Origin of the sequence: Pseudoalteromonas shioyasakiensis (assembly GCF_001550135.1) — a bacterium.
GTDB classification, from domain to species: Bacteria; Pseudomonadota; Gammaproteobacteria; order Enterobacterales; family Alteromonadaceae; genus Pseudoalteromonas; species Pseudoalteromonas shioyasakiensis.
This window is the reverse complement of the sequence record NZ_LRUE01000015.1, coordinates 659,820-674,297: the sequence shown is the minus strand read 5'-3', so window position 1 is coordinate 674,297 and position 14,478 is coordinate 659,820. Positions and strand designations below refer to the sequence as shown.

Here is a 14,478-nt window from a genome sequence, read left to right as displayed (position 1 = left end):
ATCTTTTGCTTACTCTTTAAAAGCGCTAAATCTAAATAAATCATTAATTATCAATTGCTTGAGTGTGTTTTATGAGTCTCTCAACTTATTAAAAACACCTATTTTATAAATTCATACCCGACCTTTTGCCTAATCGTGTTTTGTATCTGACTGCTTTACCCTAACTGCATAATAAAAACTCACATAATTTTTCAAGATAGGTAGTAGGAGAACTCATGAATACGAGGCAGCAATCAGCGTCAATAACGCCTGCTGAACAAGGATCGGATACTCATACCGACCAGCAAAGCTATCAAGCTCTTCATAAACCCAGCAGTGAATTTTCGAGTCGTGACGAATACCTTGAACACGAATTACAAATTATGCAGCCTAAGCGCTGGCGTCCTAACTTACCATTTCGTGATTATCGGTTTGAATTAGAAGACTCTATCCCTGCCATGGCAGGGACCATAGGCAAGGTGGTTATGGTGGGTGCAATTGCTGCAACGTTTGCAGCGCCACTGGGCTTAGGTGAAGGTTTTATTCTAGAAAACGTGCGCTATGAGCTGTTAATTGTATCGATCTTCATTTTATTATTTTCAGGCTTCTTTTTACCAACAGCAAACTTAGCGGGTACGCATGGGCCGCTTATTCCTTTGATCCCGATTGTGGTTGCTGCGGGTGGTCACCCAATGGCCTTCGGTTTACTGATAGGGGCGTTTGGCCTATTACTGGCGCTTAGTAAAGGCGGGAGTTTACTGGCGGGGTTAACCAGCCGAGGCGTGTGTGGCGGTTTACTGCTTTACCTTGGTTTTATTGGCACGATTTCGCAGGTTAAAAAGCTATTTGCATGGGCTGAAGGCATTGATATGACCCATATCGCTTTCATTGTGATTTTGTCGACTATCGTGTTGTATGCATTACTTGAGCACTACAAAAAACGTTGGTTAGCCGTGCCATTAAGCTGTTTACTTGGCGGTTTAATTGCATTTTTACTGGGAGCGCCGTTTGAGTTTAAGACCGCACCGGGTTTACCAAATATGAACCCAATGTATTGGTGGGGTGAAAACACCGGTTGGATGCTGGGTTTACCAACCCTAGAGAGCTTTGTGGTGGTATTGCCATTCGCGGTGCTTGCGGTTGCCATGTGGTCACCTGACTTTTTAGGGCATCAAGTATTCCAAAAAATTAGTTATCCTGAGCGCACAGAAAAAGTACAAATGAACATTGACGATACCATGTTCAGCGCTTCAATCCGCCAGACATTTGGTTCCTTGTTAGGCGGCTCTAATTTTACCTCGTCATGGGGAACCTACATCGTGCCAGCAGCCATCGCTAAACGCCCAATTCCTGCCGGAGCGGTGTTAACGGCATTATTTTGTATTATTGCCAGTATTTGGGGCTACCCAATGGATTTAGCTATTTGGCAACCCGTGTTATGCGTCGCGCTAATAGTTGGTGTGTTTATCCCGCTTCTAGAAGCGGGTATGGAAATGACTCGCGAAGGTAAAACTACGCAATCGGCTGCTATTGTGGTGTTTTCATCGACTTTAGTGAATCCTGCATTTGGCTGGTCATTAACTATGTTGCTCGACAATCTGGGCTTAATTGGTTGTAAAGAACGAAGCTCTGAACTATCCCCAATGAGCCGCTGGATCATTCCATTAGTAATGTTTGTTATTTTAACAAGCGTGATGGCAATGGTGGGTATGTTGCCAGGGATCCCAGCATTAATGGCAGACTTTAGACATTAATATATAAGGGTAAGGTGATAAACGCCTTACCCTTTTTTAAAGCTTTTATTTAAACTTAACTGTTTTTTCGCTGCGGGTGTAAGTTCGGGTATCGGGTTTTGTCCATTGACCTTTTTTAAGGTAAGAGGTTGACACTACAAAGCTGTTGTTTTTAAACTCGCTTGTCGATTTCACCTTAGTGATCCCTTCTTTATTACCCGTTACATTTTCATAAGCAACAAATTGAGTAGGGCTAAGTACATTCATAGTGCCTTGGGTATAAAAACCTGCCGTAGTGAAGTAATAAAACACCAAAGACTGCTTTTTATTGTCCCAAAAAATCATCGACTCACCACCATATTCACCTTCATTGATAGAGTGAATGGTTTTAATCGCCGTGCCATTGAGCGCGCGTTGCCAGGTACTCACATCTTGCACCGCAGGTTTACCTGCTGCGACATTAAAGTCTGACTGCCACGTGCCTAAGTAAGGCTCAAACACTTTTAGCTTGTCATCAAGTTGTTGCTCCGCCGCCATAACAGAAAGCGAACATAAGCAGATTGATAGTAAAAGTGATTTTAGGTATGCCATAATAGCGCCCCGATAAAATTAATTTGTTTTGCAGAGTATAGGTGATAATTCGTTGATTAAGAAAACATTAATTACATTTTCATTGTTGTTTCTAGCGCTGCTATGGCTGATATCGTGGCAACTTAATATTACCTACTTTATTGCAGGCACTTACAGCGTAGCGAGCTTAATAAGCTTTTTGGTATACGGCTGGGATAAACGTTTAGCGATGCAACATGGCGAGCATGTGATAAGAGTACCTGAGCGTACACTGCATATTTTAGGGTTAATCGGCGGCTGGCCAGGTTCATTAATTGCACAGCAATGGTTAAGACATAAATCTAAAAAACGCAGTTTTATTGCCGTACTTTGGTTAACAATTATTGTTAATGGCAGTGCACTGTCGTCACTGTATTATTTGCAGTTAATTTAAGAGCACAAACAGTTGTGTATTAATCTCTTTCTAAAAGCACAGCGCCGCTGTGCTCTTCACCTAAATAGTCGTCTTTGTTGTAGATAGGGCATTTTGCCATTGATAAACAGCCGCAGCCAATACAACCGTTAACGCGCTCGCGTAAACGCTGCATGTATTGAATTCGTTCATCTAGTTGAGTTTGCCATACCTTTGAAAGAGCTGCCCAATCTTGTTTAGTGGGTGTGCGTTGCTCGGGTAGGGTGCTTAACGTTTGTTTAATGTCTTCAAGAGTTATACCCATGGTTTGCGCAGCTTTTATTACGGCAATTCGGCGCAATACATCGGGTTTATAGCGGCGCTGGTTACCGTTATTACGCCAGCTGCGAATAAGTCCTTTAGACTCATAAAAATGCAAGGTTGAAACTTTTACGCCACTGCGTTTTGCCACAAAGCCAACCGCTAGGTTTGCATCAATAAGTTTCTTATCTGACATAATTTGCTCCAAGGTGTTGACCTAAAGTTAGCTTGAGGTTTTACGCTGCGCACATCATAAAAAAGGAGTGATAGTCATGCAACAAAAACCAATAACAAATACGGTAATTATTTATTCAAGTGCGCGAAAAAAGGGTAATACGAGTTTACAAGTTAATGATTATAAAGCGCAATATGGTGGTGATGTGGTATGTCTAGATGACTATGTTATCTCGCCTTATTGCTACGATAAGCAATATAAAAATGATGATTTTTATGCGGTATTTGAAGCGCTGTTGAATTATCAACACTGGGTGCTGGCATCACCTGTGTATTGGTATAACACCACACCGCAGTTTAAAGCATTTTTAGACCGGATCACTGATTACATGGATGATGAAACACTTAGGCCAAAACTGAGAACACTGCGTGAAAAGCAGTTTTCATTGCTCTCAAATGCAGGATCTGCACACGCACCTAACGCGTTTATCGAGATGTTTAAAAACACCTTTAATTACTTAGGCATGACCTTTAAAGCGCACCAACATATTGATGCTAGTTAAACGGGTTTAAACAAGGTAGGCTAGAGTAAAAAACAACAGGAACTTTTATGAAATCAACACTGTTAGGTTTATCTTTAGCCTTATTATCTTCGTTTAGTCATGCAGAGCAAGCTGAGCCAGCTATTAAAGGTTTTGGTTTTTATTATGATGTGCCAAACCATGCAGAAATCTCTGATCAAACGGTTTTCAAAGTGGCATTTGATGTTGCTGATGCGGCAAAAAAAGGGGCGCAGAATAACAAAATGAACTCATTAGCAAGGTTCATTAATATGCATATAGCCCATGGTGTGAAGCCTGAGAACATTCAACTCGCTTTAGTTGTGCATGGTGGCGCGAGTGTTGATGTACTGGAAAACAGTTTTTATAAACAGCGCTTTGACAGTGACAATAAAAATCAGCAATTGATCTCACAATTGTTGGCACATAATACCGTTGTGTATGTGTGTCGGCAGTCTGCAACGCACATGAAGGTAAAACAGCAGCAGCTTATTCCTGGTGTGCAAATGGCGTTATCGGCAATGACGGCGCATGCACAGTTGCAACAGCAAGGTTACACACTGAATCCATTCTAATGAATATCTTATGCTTCGGTGATTCAAACACCTATGGTATTTCGCCCGTCGATGGTAAGCGCTTTGCAGCAGATGAGCGCTGGCCTAGTTTACTGGGTATTAAATTAGGTGCCGGCTACCAAGTTATTGAAGCCGGCCAGCCCAATCGTACACTGGTGAACGACCCGCCTTTCAGTGGTGATAAACTGGGCATTAAATACTTAGAACCTTACTTAGTGGCTTATCATTTAGATGTGATTGTTATTCAGCTCGGCACGAATGATTTAAAGCGCCGTTTTGCACTGTCGGCTGCTGATATTGCCAATGCCCTCGAAGCACTTATTTTAGATATAAAAAACTACTATTTGCACCGCGAATTGCCCAAAATAATGATACTAAGCCCGCCGGCGGTGTATGAGGTAGGCTCCTATAAATCTATTTATGCTGGAGCGGCTGCTAAGTCTAGCGAGCTAGTTGAGGCTTTTTCTGAAGTGTGTGTGAAACAGCAAACTCTGTTTTTGGATATCACAGCAATCGCTACGCCTTGCCAGCAAGAAGGTGTGCATTTAATTCTTGAATCACATAAGTCTTTAGCAGAGCATTTACAGTTCTTGATTGTAAAACAAAAAAGCCACAGGTTATAAAACACTGTGGCTTGGGTATTGATTCTTTCAATCAAGGGGTTTGGGAGAATCGCTTAAAACTCGTAGCTAATGCTTAAGCGTGTAGTACGAGGCATAATGTAACGACCATTCGGTGCATCAGCATTACGAGGGTCACCTTCAGTGATACCTTGCTCGTCAGTTAAGTTATCAACTGCTAATTGCACTTTAATACCTTCCATAGGCTCAACAATTAAACCTATGTCTACTTTTTCGTAACCTTCTAACACAACCGTGTTTTCGTTGTCGCCCCAACGATCATCAACCGCTGAGATTGTGCCGTATAAGGTTGCATACATATCGCTTACTTCAAAGTCATAGCTTGGTGTTACACGTACTTGCCATTTTGGCTGACGTTGGCTTTCGTTACCTTCGTTGCTTGGGCTTTCTGTGATTTCTGTTTCTTGAAGCGTTGAGTTTAAGTTAACTGAGAAACCAGATTCGTGGTTGTAGTTATAATCAAGCTCAATACCGTATGCTTCGTTGGTTAAGATTTCAGCTGGTACACCTGGGCGACGAACAAAAGTGTCACCTTTTACTTCGTTAGTGAAGAATGTTGCATAGAAATCGGTGCTATCAGTTAATAGCTTATAACCAAACTCGGCTTGTGTTACTTCTTTAATTAACTTTTCGCCACCTTCGTATGCGCTAAAGTTATCGCGGAAGTCGTCAAAGTAAGGCATTTTGTAACCACGGTTTACGCGGGCAAACACACCCATGTCATCGTTAATTGAGTAGTTGATACCCGTTGTCCACGATGTTTTGCTTTCGTCATATTGAACAGACTTATCGATTACGCCATCAAGGCCTTCATCAACCGAGTATTCCACTTCGTGGTTTTCAAAACGAACACCGGCATCTAGTGTAAAGTCATCGTTGAATTTATATTGAGCCGTTGTGTAAAAGGCATTGGTACGTGCATCACCTGTAGAGTTGATATCGTAGTTGAAGTCACAACCATCAACACTTGCATTACACTCAATGCCGTCTAGCATTTCGCCGCCTGCTTCAAGCACGTGATACGCTGTGTTACCTAAGCTCCACCAGTCATTTGCTGATGTGCTTGCTGTGTAATAACCAAAGGCCAGTGATAAGTTATCAAGCTTTTTAGCGAATGCTAAATCATTAGTGAATGCGCTAATTTCTTTTAATACCACCCAACGACCAAGTTGTTGAACCGCTGTGTCTGCATCGTATTCTGTGCCAGTTACTGCACCTGTTGCTGTTTCACCGTTATCAGCCACCGCACCAACGGTTGTTGCAGAGCCTGCCGGTACTAAGCCGTACGTGTTTGCATCACCTTTAGTGATGTTGAAGCGATCTGTGAAGCTCCAACCGTTATCGAATTCAAGTTTGATGCTACCGCCAGAAACATGACCTTTCCAACCACGGCCTTCACCTAAGTCGATCTGTTGCTCGTCATTATTTGCGCCTGTGTAGATAGTCGCTTGGCGATTTAAAGTACCCAGCTGCGTGTAGCTTGCGTCAACGCCGTCAACATTAAGTGGTGTTGGTAAGTACCAAGCACCGTGGTCGTCGGTTTGACGGGTGTATAAATTAATGGTGCCGTTTTCTAATTCTTTAGTGATATTAATTGTGAACTGGCTGCCTTTTTCTGATGTGAATCCAGCATCACGAATACCTGGAGAGCTTTTAACATAACCACCCACCATGAAGAATAAGTCATCAGAAATCTCACCACTTACCATAGCGTCAATGCGTTGTAAGTTGTAATCTGAAGTTGTGTATTTGAATACACCTTCGGTATCTTCACTACCACGTTTAAGGCGGAAGTTAGTTGTTAAACCAGGTTGACCATTTGATACAACAGGGTTTGGACCGCCGCGCAGTGCTTCCATCGTTTCGATTGTTTCATCTAAACGGAATAACGACGAGTTTTCTAAAAATGACAAAGTAGGCGCAGGATAAATTGGCGAACCTTCAAGGCTTAATGTTAAAAATGGTGCATCACCACCACCAGGGAAACCACGTACAAATACGTTCGCGCCAGACTCACCACCCGAGCTTTCTACCCACACACCCGGCACGGCTTTGAATAAATCAGCTGTACTTTTTGGCGATAATTTAACAATTTGATCTGCATCTATATTGGTTACTGCATAGCCAGCATCAATTTTACGTACGCCAATACCTGCAGGTGTACCAGATACAATAATTCGTTCTACTTTTTCTTTAGCTGGTTGCTCAGTTTGCTCTTCGGCCATAACTGTTTGGCCACTCAAAGCTAGCAAAATTGCAGAGGCTAGCGCACTGCGTGTGTATGTAGTTGTCATTGTGTGTTCCCATTTTTTATGTTGTTGAAAGCAATGTATTAGCGAATATTTTGCAATTGTTAACACCTTGCTTTTATAAACCATAAAGATTTATGCAAACGTTTGCAATTTGTTTTTTCAATTTTTTGTCCTTTTTTTACCCACAGGGTGAGTTGGTCTGTTTTGCTTACTGAAAAAATATTATGCTCTTTGGCGCAGCGATTTGGTCGAAATGGTGGTATATTGCCAGCATATGTTTTAAAGGAAAGCAGTGTTTCAGTATCATGAATGATAGAAAATTAAAGTTAGCTGATCTTGCGAAATTAGCCGGTGTTTCTACGTCGACAGTTTCCCGTGCGCTCAATGATAACCCATTGATAAAACAGGAAACTCGCGACAAGCTTCAACAGTTAGCAAAAAAACATAACTTTAGTTTAAACACGGCTGCTAGCCGCCTTCGCACCCAAAAAACCAATGTTGTTGCGGTTATTATTAACCTCGATGGTGATACAGAACAGTCTATTAACGACCCTTTCTTACTTAAAATTGTTGGTGAAATAAATTTAGCGCTAAATAAATTTGGCTTAGAGTTATTACTTTCTAATTCGTTTATGGCCAGCGATGATTGGGCAAATTACTTTATTAATAGCCGCCGTGCCGATGGCATTATTGTGGTCGGCCAAGGTAAAAGCCAAGCAAATATTGAAGCTGCAGCGAGTGCTGGTGTTCCTTTGGTTGTGTGGGGCGATCCAAAAACACCCAGCAGTTACCCAATTGTTGGCAGCGATAATTATTTAGGGGGTCGCCTAGCGACTGAGCACTTATTGGCAAATGGCGCTAAAAACATATTGTTTTTAGGTGACCCTGGGCACGCTGAAATTAGTGAACGCCACCGTGGTTATTTAGATGCTATTAATGAAGCCAAAGCCACTCCTCACGTGGTTTCTATCGATATTACTAGTAGTGCTGCTTATAAAGGAATTAACCAATTGTTGGTAGAAAAAGGGCTATGCTTTGATGGCATTATGGCATGTAGTGACATGGTGGCTTTTGGTGCGATGAAAGCCCTGAAAGAGCGTTACATTAGTATTCCAAACGACGTTGCCCTCGTGGGCTTTGATGATATTGCCATGGCAGATATCAGTCATCCTTCTTTGTCGAGTATTAAACAAAATACTCAACGCGCTTCAGTTATTCTTGTTGAAAAGTTGTTAGCCCAGTTAACAGGGCAGTCGGTAGAATCTCAAGTTGTTGAAATAGAACTAGTAAATAGGCAGTCGAGCCAGCGCTAAGCCTTTTGAATGTTAGCAATATGTGTAATTTTAAATGCAAACGTTTGCATTTTGTTTTGCGCTAAACTAGACTGAATAAAAATAATCATAGGTTGAAGTGAATGAATCCTATAAGAATAACTATCGCGCTGGCATGCAGCTATTTTGTCTTTGCTATTATGCTTAATAGTGTGGGCACTGTTATTTTACAAGCAATCAATAGCTTAGATGTAAGCAAAACTCAGGCGTCTGTTCTTGAAGGATTTAAGGATCTTAGTATTGCCATTGTGTCATTTTTAGTGGCGTCATTTATCCCTCGTATAGGCTATAAAATTGCCATGCTTGGCGCTTTATTACTGGTTGCGGTGATGTGCTTGGTTGTTCCGAGCATTGCCGACTTTTGGGTATTAAAAGCGCTCTTTGCCGCAATTGGTTGCAGCTTTGCAGTAATGAAAATCTCTGTTTACTCTGTTATTGGTCAAGTGACTGATAATGCTAATAAACATTCAGCGTTATTAAACACCATTGAAGGGGTGTTTATGCTTGGCGTGCTGTCGGGTTATTGGATTTTTGCGTTATTTATAGACGCTGATGACCCGCAAAGTAGCCACTGGTTGAATGTTTATTACTTGCTCGCAGCGATTGTTGCGGTGGCGTTTGTTTCTGTGCTTGCGGCACCAATAAAATCGCCAGAGTTAAAAACTAATCAGCAATCGCAGCTTCATGATTTTATTGACATGTTAAAGCTGACTTACCAACCCCTTGTGCTTATTTTTGTTGTTAGTGCATTTATGTATGTACTAATTGAGCAAGGCGTGGGCACTTGGCTGCCGACCTTTAATAACCAAGTTTTAAAATTGCCTGTTGATGTCAGTATCCAACTTGCTAGTTTGTTTGCAGCTGCGTTAGCGCTTGGTCGTTTGGTAGCAGGGCAAGTACTTAGGTTTATTAGTTGGTTTAGTTTATTAATGGGCTGCTTGGTCGCTATGGGTATGCTCGTATTATTGGTGCTGCCTTTGACTCACGATGTTGATGGTAGCCAAGTGAAAAGTGTGTTTGATGTGCCTTTTGCAGCATACATGCTGCCGTTGATTGGCTTTTTTATGGCACCGATTTACCCGTTACTTAACTCTGTCATGCTGAGTTCACTTGCTAAGCACAAGCATGCGGCTATGACAGGCTTAATTGTGGTTTTTTCAGCATTAGGTGGAACAACAGGCTCAATTATTACGGGCTTTGTATTCGATAAATTTAGCGGTCAGCATGCGTTTTATCTCACATTAGTGCCAATAGCCTTGCTATTAATCACCGTTTCAATCTTTAAGAAAATTACCCTAAAACCACAGTATCAAGCGGCTTCAAGCGCAGAATAAGGGATTGTCATGAACTTCGTTAATAGCCAATTATTTAAAGACGTACAGCTAGCAGAAGTGTTTGCTGATTCAAAAATGTTTGCCGATGCAGTGCCAAATTTATCTTGGCAAAGTGCTTGTGAGTTGTATCAACTTGTAGGCCCTTTAAAAGGTGATGAGCTGCGCGAATTTGTTATGTCGAACTTTTTGTTTGCTGATCAGACTATTCCGACTGCGAAATTAGATACCACTTCGGTTAAACAGTATATTCTTGATTTATGGCCACACTTGCATCGCAATGCAGATACAGATTTAGCAAGCTCACTAATGCCCTTGCAGTTTGACTACATTGTACCGGGTGGTCGTTTTCAAGAAATTTATTATTGGGATAGTTATTTTACAGCCTTGGGTCTAGAAGATTGTGGCGACCTAGCCACCATTGAAGCCATGGTTAATAACTTTATAGACCTACAAGAACGTAATGGCTGTATTCCAAATGGTAACCGAGTTTATTATAGCTCTCGCTCGCAACCACCTGTTTTGGCGTTAATGATAGCGATGCTATGGGACGCAAAATATAAACAAGAAGCAGATTTAACTTGGCTAGCAAACGCGGTAAAAGCACTTGAAGCTGAGTATCAATTTTGGATGCAAGGCTGTAACGACCTTAGCAGTGAAACGCCTGCTATTAGGCGCGTTGTAAAAGTGCCTAATAAGGCTATTTTAAACCGATATTGGGATAGTGCGGCAACACCTCGTCCAGAGTCATTAAAAGAAGATTTACATGACGCTGAAGGGCTAACAACTGAGCAGCAACAAAGTTATTTTCAACATATTCGCGCTGCATGCGAGTCTGGCTGGGACTTTAGTAGCCGTTGGCTAAGCGATCATAGTGACCTAAAAAGTATTGAAACAACCAATATCATACCGGTTGATTTGAATAGCTTACTGTATAACTTAGAGCATACGTTATCTCGTTTTTACCGTTTACTTGGTAAAGAACAAAAGAGCCAGTCGATTGCTGAGCTGGCTACACTGCGCTTAGATGCAATTAATACCTATTGTTGGAATTCTGAGGCGGGTGTTTATCGTGATTACAACATTAGACTCAATCAGCAAAGTAGTGTCGATTCGATGGCAATGGCTGTTCCTTTGTTTGTAGGCGCTGCATCTGTACAACAAGCTCAACAAGTGAAGCAAAAACTGATGAATGAGTTTTTAAAGCCCGGTGGTTTAGTGACAACATTGTGTAGTACATCACAACAATGGGATAGTCCTAATGGTTGGGCGCCGCTACAATGGTTCGCTGTAAAAGGTTTAACAGAGTATGGCTTTGTCAGCGAGGCACAGGCGATCATGAAAAACTGGCTGAGTATGATCGAAATGCGTTTTGCAGAGGATAAGTGCCTCCTTGAAAAGTACAATGTGTGCGAATTAGTTAGCCGTGCAGGTGGTGGCGAATACACAGTACAGCAAGGATTTGGTTGGACGAACGGTGTAACATCACGTTTTTACAAACTACTTAATGACTCACTGTAAAAGGGGAGATGCGAGTATTGTTGGTTTACATTTTGTTAACTTTGGTGTCTGGCCATCCAAATGGGTTAGCAATGTTGTAAATTGCCAAAATAAAGGCTTATGAACGGTTGAATCATGTATCTAAATTAGGTATTGTGAATAAAATGTTTCAAGGAAGAAATGAGATGATTCAACCAACTTCTGTATTTCTAAAAACACAGCCAAGGTTACAAAACCGCAGTCAAAATTATCAATATTTAATTAAAATACTCGATGCGTTTTTTATGCGTGTGAAAGTTGATGCAAGCTTGCCTCAAGAGTCTATGCGCGAAGAGTTTAACCTTTATTTGATTGATAGCACTGACGCACATTGGAAAGACTTACTACCTGCAGAGTTAGTGCAACTTGCTAAGCAACATTTAGTGGTTATTTTTAATGCGGACGCTAATGCAATTTGCGAAAAAAACTTACTTTTAAATGGTATTAAAGGGGTGTTTTTTGCAGATCAATCACCTGAAGATATTTTTGCAGGGCTGGTCAGAGTGATCAATGGCGAGCTGTTTTTTAGCCGTAAAAGTATTTCTTCTACCTTTAACCATATGCTATCTGCAATGTCTCGCAGCCAATTCAATGCTAGTAACGATTCGGTAAATACGGATATTGACCTCAGCTTACTGACTAAACGAGAAAAATCAGTGATTCACTTACTTGCCCAAGGTGCGAGTAATCGAGATATCGCAGAGCGTTTAAATATCAGCGATCATACAGTTAAAACCCACCTGTACAGTGCATTCAAGAAAACGGCATCGCGTAACCGCGTGGAGCTGGCTAATTGGGCACAAAATTACATGGCAGTGAGTTTGTCTTTGCAAAATACACAGTAACAAACTATAACCAGTTTAATCCCTGTGGTAGTGTTTGCTATTAAAGCTCGTTTAGCACTTGCTCGATGCTTAAAAATCCAGCTTCGAGCAAGTATCCTTCAAAATCGTGTTTCCGTTTAGCTTCCATTATTCGAGCCTCGGTTCGATTTAGATGTGAGCTTATTCATAAAGTACAGTGGAATACAGAGTATTAATAATCCCAGCCATTGCCATAATGGCGCAAAAAGAAACACCAGCGCTGATTGTGCATCATGAGAAAAATAGATTGAACCTATGGTCACAGTACCAAATAAGACACACATAATAGTGACAATAAACGTGGCGATTTGTGCCACTCTTGTTTTACTGTGTTCAACCATCCATGCCATTAATAAATAAGGCGAAATACCCCATAAAACAAAGCCAATTGGCAGGCTTTTTGAACTGTCAAAATTATCAATTGTGATGACTAGGGTAATCAGTGCGGCTAAAACAATAAGAGAATAAGCGCATTTGGAGAAAGTAATCCATTTCATAAATAAAACTTAATTGACTGAATGCTATAAGTATTTATTTCGATGGATAATTAAGCAGAAAGTTCAAATTGGGCGCTGTGATGTTCAGCGCCACACTAATATACTCATTAAATTAGACCGCTTTTGCAGACCAAATGCCTTTGTTGATACCTTTTAATACAAGGTCGCTAAGCGCTTTTTCAATTGCTTGTGTTACGCAAATACTCATAGGTTCATTGTCGGTGAATCCGGCTTCTGCTTCTGCAAGACGCTTGTAGCTCACATAGCGAAAGAAGCCTGCGCGCATTTCTTGACTGAGCACTTTTTTACTTGTCGCGACGGATAACAAAACTTGGCCTGTGCGAACATCGACAGCGCGTAAATAAATTGAGATTGCATCTTCACGATATAACTCTGATGCGCCAATCCCGAAGTATTCCATACCAATCCCGCCGGTTTTGATATTTGTGTCGTAACTAATAATACCGCCTTCTAAGATTATTTTTGCTGTTGTGAGCGGTGGTAATTCAGGTAGCTTATCGTTTTCGGCTTGCGCAGCGCGAATTATTTTACGCTCAGTTAAGATATTTTGTAGACCTTCGCGTTCTACCGGAATAAACCAATCAGATTCATGCAATGCTTGCACTAAAATAGAGTTAGCACCTTGTGTTACTGCGGTAGAAAATGAGCTTACATTTGCCTGTGGTTTGTATTGCCCAGTTTGGTCACGAAATGAGTACACTGACACAGGAATGCTTCCCATTGGTTGAGGAAGGGCCTGCAAAGCCTGGAAAGTTTCGGTTGGCTCAAGAGAGTCTGCTAGTTGTTTGGTCGGCGGGATTAAATTGCCCATTGATGAACAACCCGACAGAAGTAATACCATTGCTGCTAATGTGAGTGTCTTCATTATCCAAACCTCGGTACTTCAATTACTGTCACTGTGCCATCAGAGGTGTTGGTAATTCTAACGGTGATTGTGTCACTGGTACTGGTGATAATTTGAATTTCATAATCACCCGTCATAAAGGTCGAGTCACCATTAAAGATGCTGTCGTCGATTTCGTCACCAAATGCCATATCTGTGATTTCTCGTACCATTCTATTTAAGTAGGTACGCTCTAACGAATCTTGAAATTTTTCCCCGTAGGTTTGTTCGATAACCGGCGCTTTGTGCTTGTTTTGTGATTGCGCTTTATTAAGTAGCATGCTGGCATTTAATGGGCTGCCACCAAAGCTTGGGTTAATTGGGGTATAAACGAGTTCGGTTGCCCAACTAGAAAGAGGGCAGAGGATTATTATTAGTGTTGTTAAGTATTTCATTTTACCATCCATTTTTTGCCATATCGGGTGTTGATTGCTGCATTTGACTGCGTGCCATGGCATCCATCACGCTATACATGGCTTGTTTTACACGTTCATCTAATGGCTCTAAGCGACGTCCTAGATAGGTGACGTACACTATTTGGTTATTCATTTTTAAGACAAGTCGAGTCCCCGCTCGGGGTAATACCGTTTCTTTTATTTCGATATTAAAACCTGCTGTTGAAGGTAAATCGCGCCATAGGTTGGCAAACTCAAAATAAAATTGATGGCCAAATCGGCTAATACTTCTATCGAGTACTAAGCCATCGATTTCGAGGTCTTCGCCATAACTAGCCGTACTTTGAGCTGCAAGCACGATGCAACATATGCGTAGTAAGTTTTTTATTTTCATAATGGAATGAGGGAGCAAGGCTCCCTCT

At 41.4% G+C, this 14,478-nt stretch carries 16 protein-coding genes; 9 read left to right on the top strand and 7 right to left on the bottom strand.

The features are described from left to right. The first annotated feature begins 215 nt into the window (after positions 1-215). Positions 216-1,733 (top strand): DUF3360 family protein, encoded by a 1,518-nt coding sequence (locus PASHI_RS12225; RefSeq protein WP_062565814.1) that lies wholly within the window; start codon positions 216-218, stop codon positions 1,731-1,733. Positions 1,734-1,778: 45 nt separating this feature from the next. On the opposite strand, the gene PASHI_RS12220 is transcribed toward PASHI_RS12225, so the two are convergent. Beyond that, positions 1,779-2,303 (bottom strand): hypothetical protein, encoded by a 525-nt coding sequence (locus tag PASHI_RS12220; protein ID WP_062565813.1) that lies wholly within the window; start codon positions 2,301-2,303, stop codon positions 1,779-1,781. 52 nt (positions 2,304-2,355) lie between these two features. Here PASHI_RS12220 and PASHI_RS12215 point away from each other — a divergent pair, with 52 nt between their 5' ends. Then, the gene (locus tag PASHI_RS12215; RefSeq protein WP_062565812.1) at positions 2,356-2,715 is read left to right on the top strand and encodes a DUF1294 domain-containing protein; all 360 of its coding nucleotides are present in this window, start codon (positions 2,356-2,358) and stop codon (positions 2,713-2,715) included. A gap of 19 nt (positions 2,716-2,734) precedes the next feature. Here the strand turns inward: PASHI_RS12215 and soxR are convergent, their stop codons facing one another. Next, complete coding sequence (soxR, locus tag PASHI_RS12210) at positions 2,735-3,190, bottom strand: redox-sensitive transcriptional activator SoxR (RefSeq protein ID WP_054562542.1); 456 nt, start codon at positions 3,188-3,190, stop codon at positions 2,735-2,737. 76 nt (positions 3,191-3,266) lie between these two features. On the opposite strand from soxR, the gene PASHI_RS12205 reads away from it, so the two are divergent. The 3 genes from PASHI_RS12205 to PASHI_RS12195 are packed head-to-tail and all read left to right on the top strand — an operon-like array spanning position 3,267 to position 4,926. After that, complete coding sequence (locus tag PASHI_RS12205) at positions 3,267-3,731, top strand: flavodoxin family protein (protein ID WP_062565811.1); 465 nt, start codon at positions 3,267-3,269, stop codon at positions 3,729-3,731. 47 nt (positions 3,732-3,778) lie between these two features. Continuing rightward, positions 3,779-4,303, top strand: a complete 525-nt coding sequence (locus PASHI_RS12200; RefSeq protein ID WP_062565810.1) for a DsrE family protein — start codon at positions 3,779-3,781, stop codon at positions 4,301-4,303. Further along, positions 4,303-4,926 carry an SGNH/GDSL hydrolase family protein gene (locus PASHI_RS12195; RefSeq protein WP_062565809.1) on the top strand — a complete coding sequence of 208 codons (624 nt, stop codon included), beginning with the start codon at positions 4,303-4,305 and terminating at the stop codon, positions 4,924-4,926. Before PASHI_RS12200 ends, PASHI_RS12195 begins: the two co-directional genes overlap by 1 nt. Before the next feature lie 53 nt (positions 4,927-4,979). Here the strand turns inward: PASHI_RS12195 and PASHI_RS12190 are convergent, their stop codons facing one another. Further along, the gene (locus PASHI_RS12190; protein WP_062565808.1) at positions 4,980-7,238 is read right to left on the bottom strand and encodes a TonB-dependent receptor; all 2,259 of its coding nucleotides are present in this window, start codon (positions 7,236-7,238) and stop codon (positions 4,980-4,982) included. Positions 7,239-7,501: 263 nt separating this feature from the next. On the opposite strand from PASHI_RS12190, the gene PASHI_RS12185 reads away from it, so the two are divergent. The 4 genes from PASHI_RS12185 (at position 7,502) to PASHI_RS12170 (ending at position 12,242) form a co-directional block, all read left to right on the top strand. Continuing rightward, the gene (locus PASHI_RS12185; RefSeq protein WP_062565807.1) at positions 7,502-8,509 is read left to right on the top strand and encodes a LacI family DNA-binding transcriptional regulator; all 1,008 of its coding nucleotides are present in this window, start codon (positions 7,502-7,504) and stop codon (positions 8,507-8,509) included. Positions 8,510-8,610: 101 nt separating this feature from the next. Continuing rightward, complete coding sequence (locus PASHI_RS12180; protein ID WP_062565806.1) at positions 8,611-9,861, top strand: MFS transporter; 1,251 nt, start codon at positions 8,611-8,613, stop codon at positions 9,859-9,861. A gap of 9 nt (positions 9,862-9,870) precedes the next feature. Then, complete coding sequence (locus tag PASHI_RS12175) at positions 9,871-11,379, top strand: trehalase family glycosidase (protein ID WP_062565805.1); 1,509 nt, start codon at positions 9,871-9,873, stop codon at positions 11,377-11,379. A 164-nt stretch (positions 11,380-11,543) separates the two neighbouring features. Then, positions 11,544-12,242 (top strand): helix-turn-helix transcriptional regulator, encoded by a 699-nt coding sequence (locus PASHI_RS12170; protein WP_062565804.1) that lies wholly within the window; start codon positions 11,544-11,546, stop codon positions 12,240-12,242. Between the two features lie 116 nt (positions 12,243-12,358). Here the strand turns inward: PASHI_RS12170 and PASHI_RS12165 are convergent, their stop codons facing one another. The 4 genes from PASHI_RS12165 to PASHI_RS12150 all read right to left on the bottom strand — a co-directional run bounded on the left by PASHI_RS12165 (position 12,359) and on the right by PASHI_RS12150 (position 14,450). Beyond that, on the bottom strand, positions 12,359-12,757 hold the full coding sequence (locus PASHI_RS12165) for a hypothetical protein (protein ID WP_062565803.1): 399 nt from the start codon (positions 12,755-12,757) through the stop codon (positions 12,359-12,361). Between the two features lie 112 nt (positions 12,758-12,869). Continuing rightward, positions 12,870-13,643 (bottom strand): CsgG/HfaB family protein, encoded by a 774-nt coding sequence (locus PASHI_RS12160; protein WP_054562529.1) that lies wholly within the window; start codon positions 13,641-13,643, stop codon positions 12,870-12,872. Further along, positions 13,643-14,068: a curli assembly protein CsgF gene (locus PASHI_RS12155; protein ID WP_054562528.1), complete on the bottom strand. Its 426-nt coding sequence runs from the start codon at positions 14,066-14,068 to the stop codon at positions 13,643-13,645. Before PASHI_RS12155 ends, PASHI_RS12160 begins: the two co-directional genes overlap by 1 nt. Then, positions 14,058-14,450 (bottom strand): curli production assembly/transport protein CsgE, encoded by a 393-nt coding sequence (locus PASHI_RS12150; RefSeq protein WP_055021612.1) that lies wholly within the window; start codon positions 14,448-14,450, stop codon positions 14,058-14,060. Before PASHI_RS12150 ends, PASHI_RS12155 begins: the two co-directional genes overlap by 11 nt. Positions 14,451-14,478 lie beyond the last annotated feature (28 nt).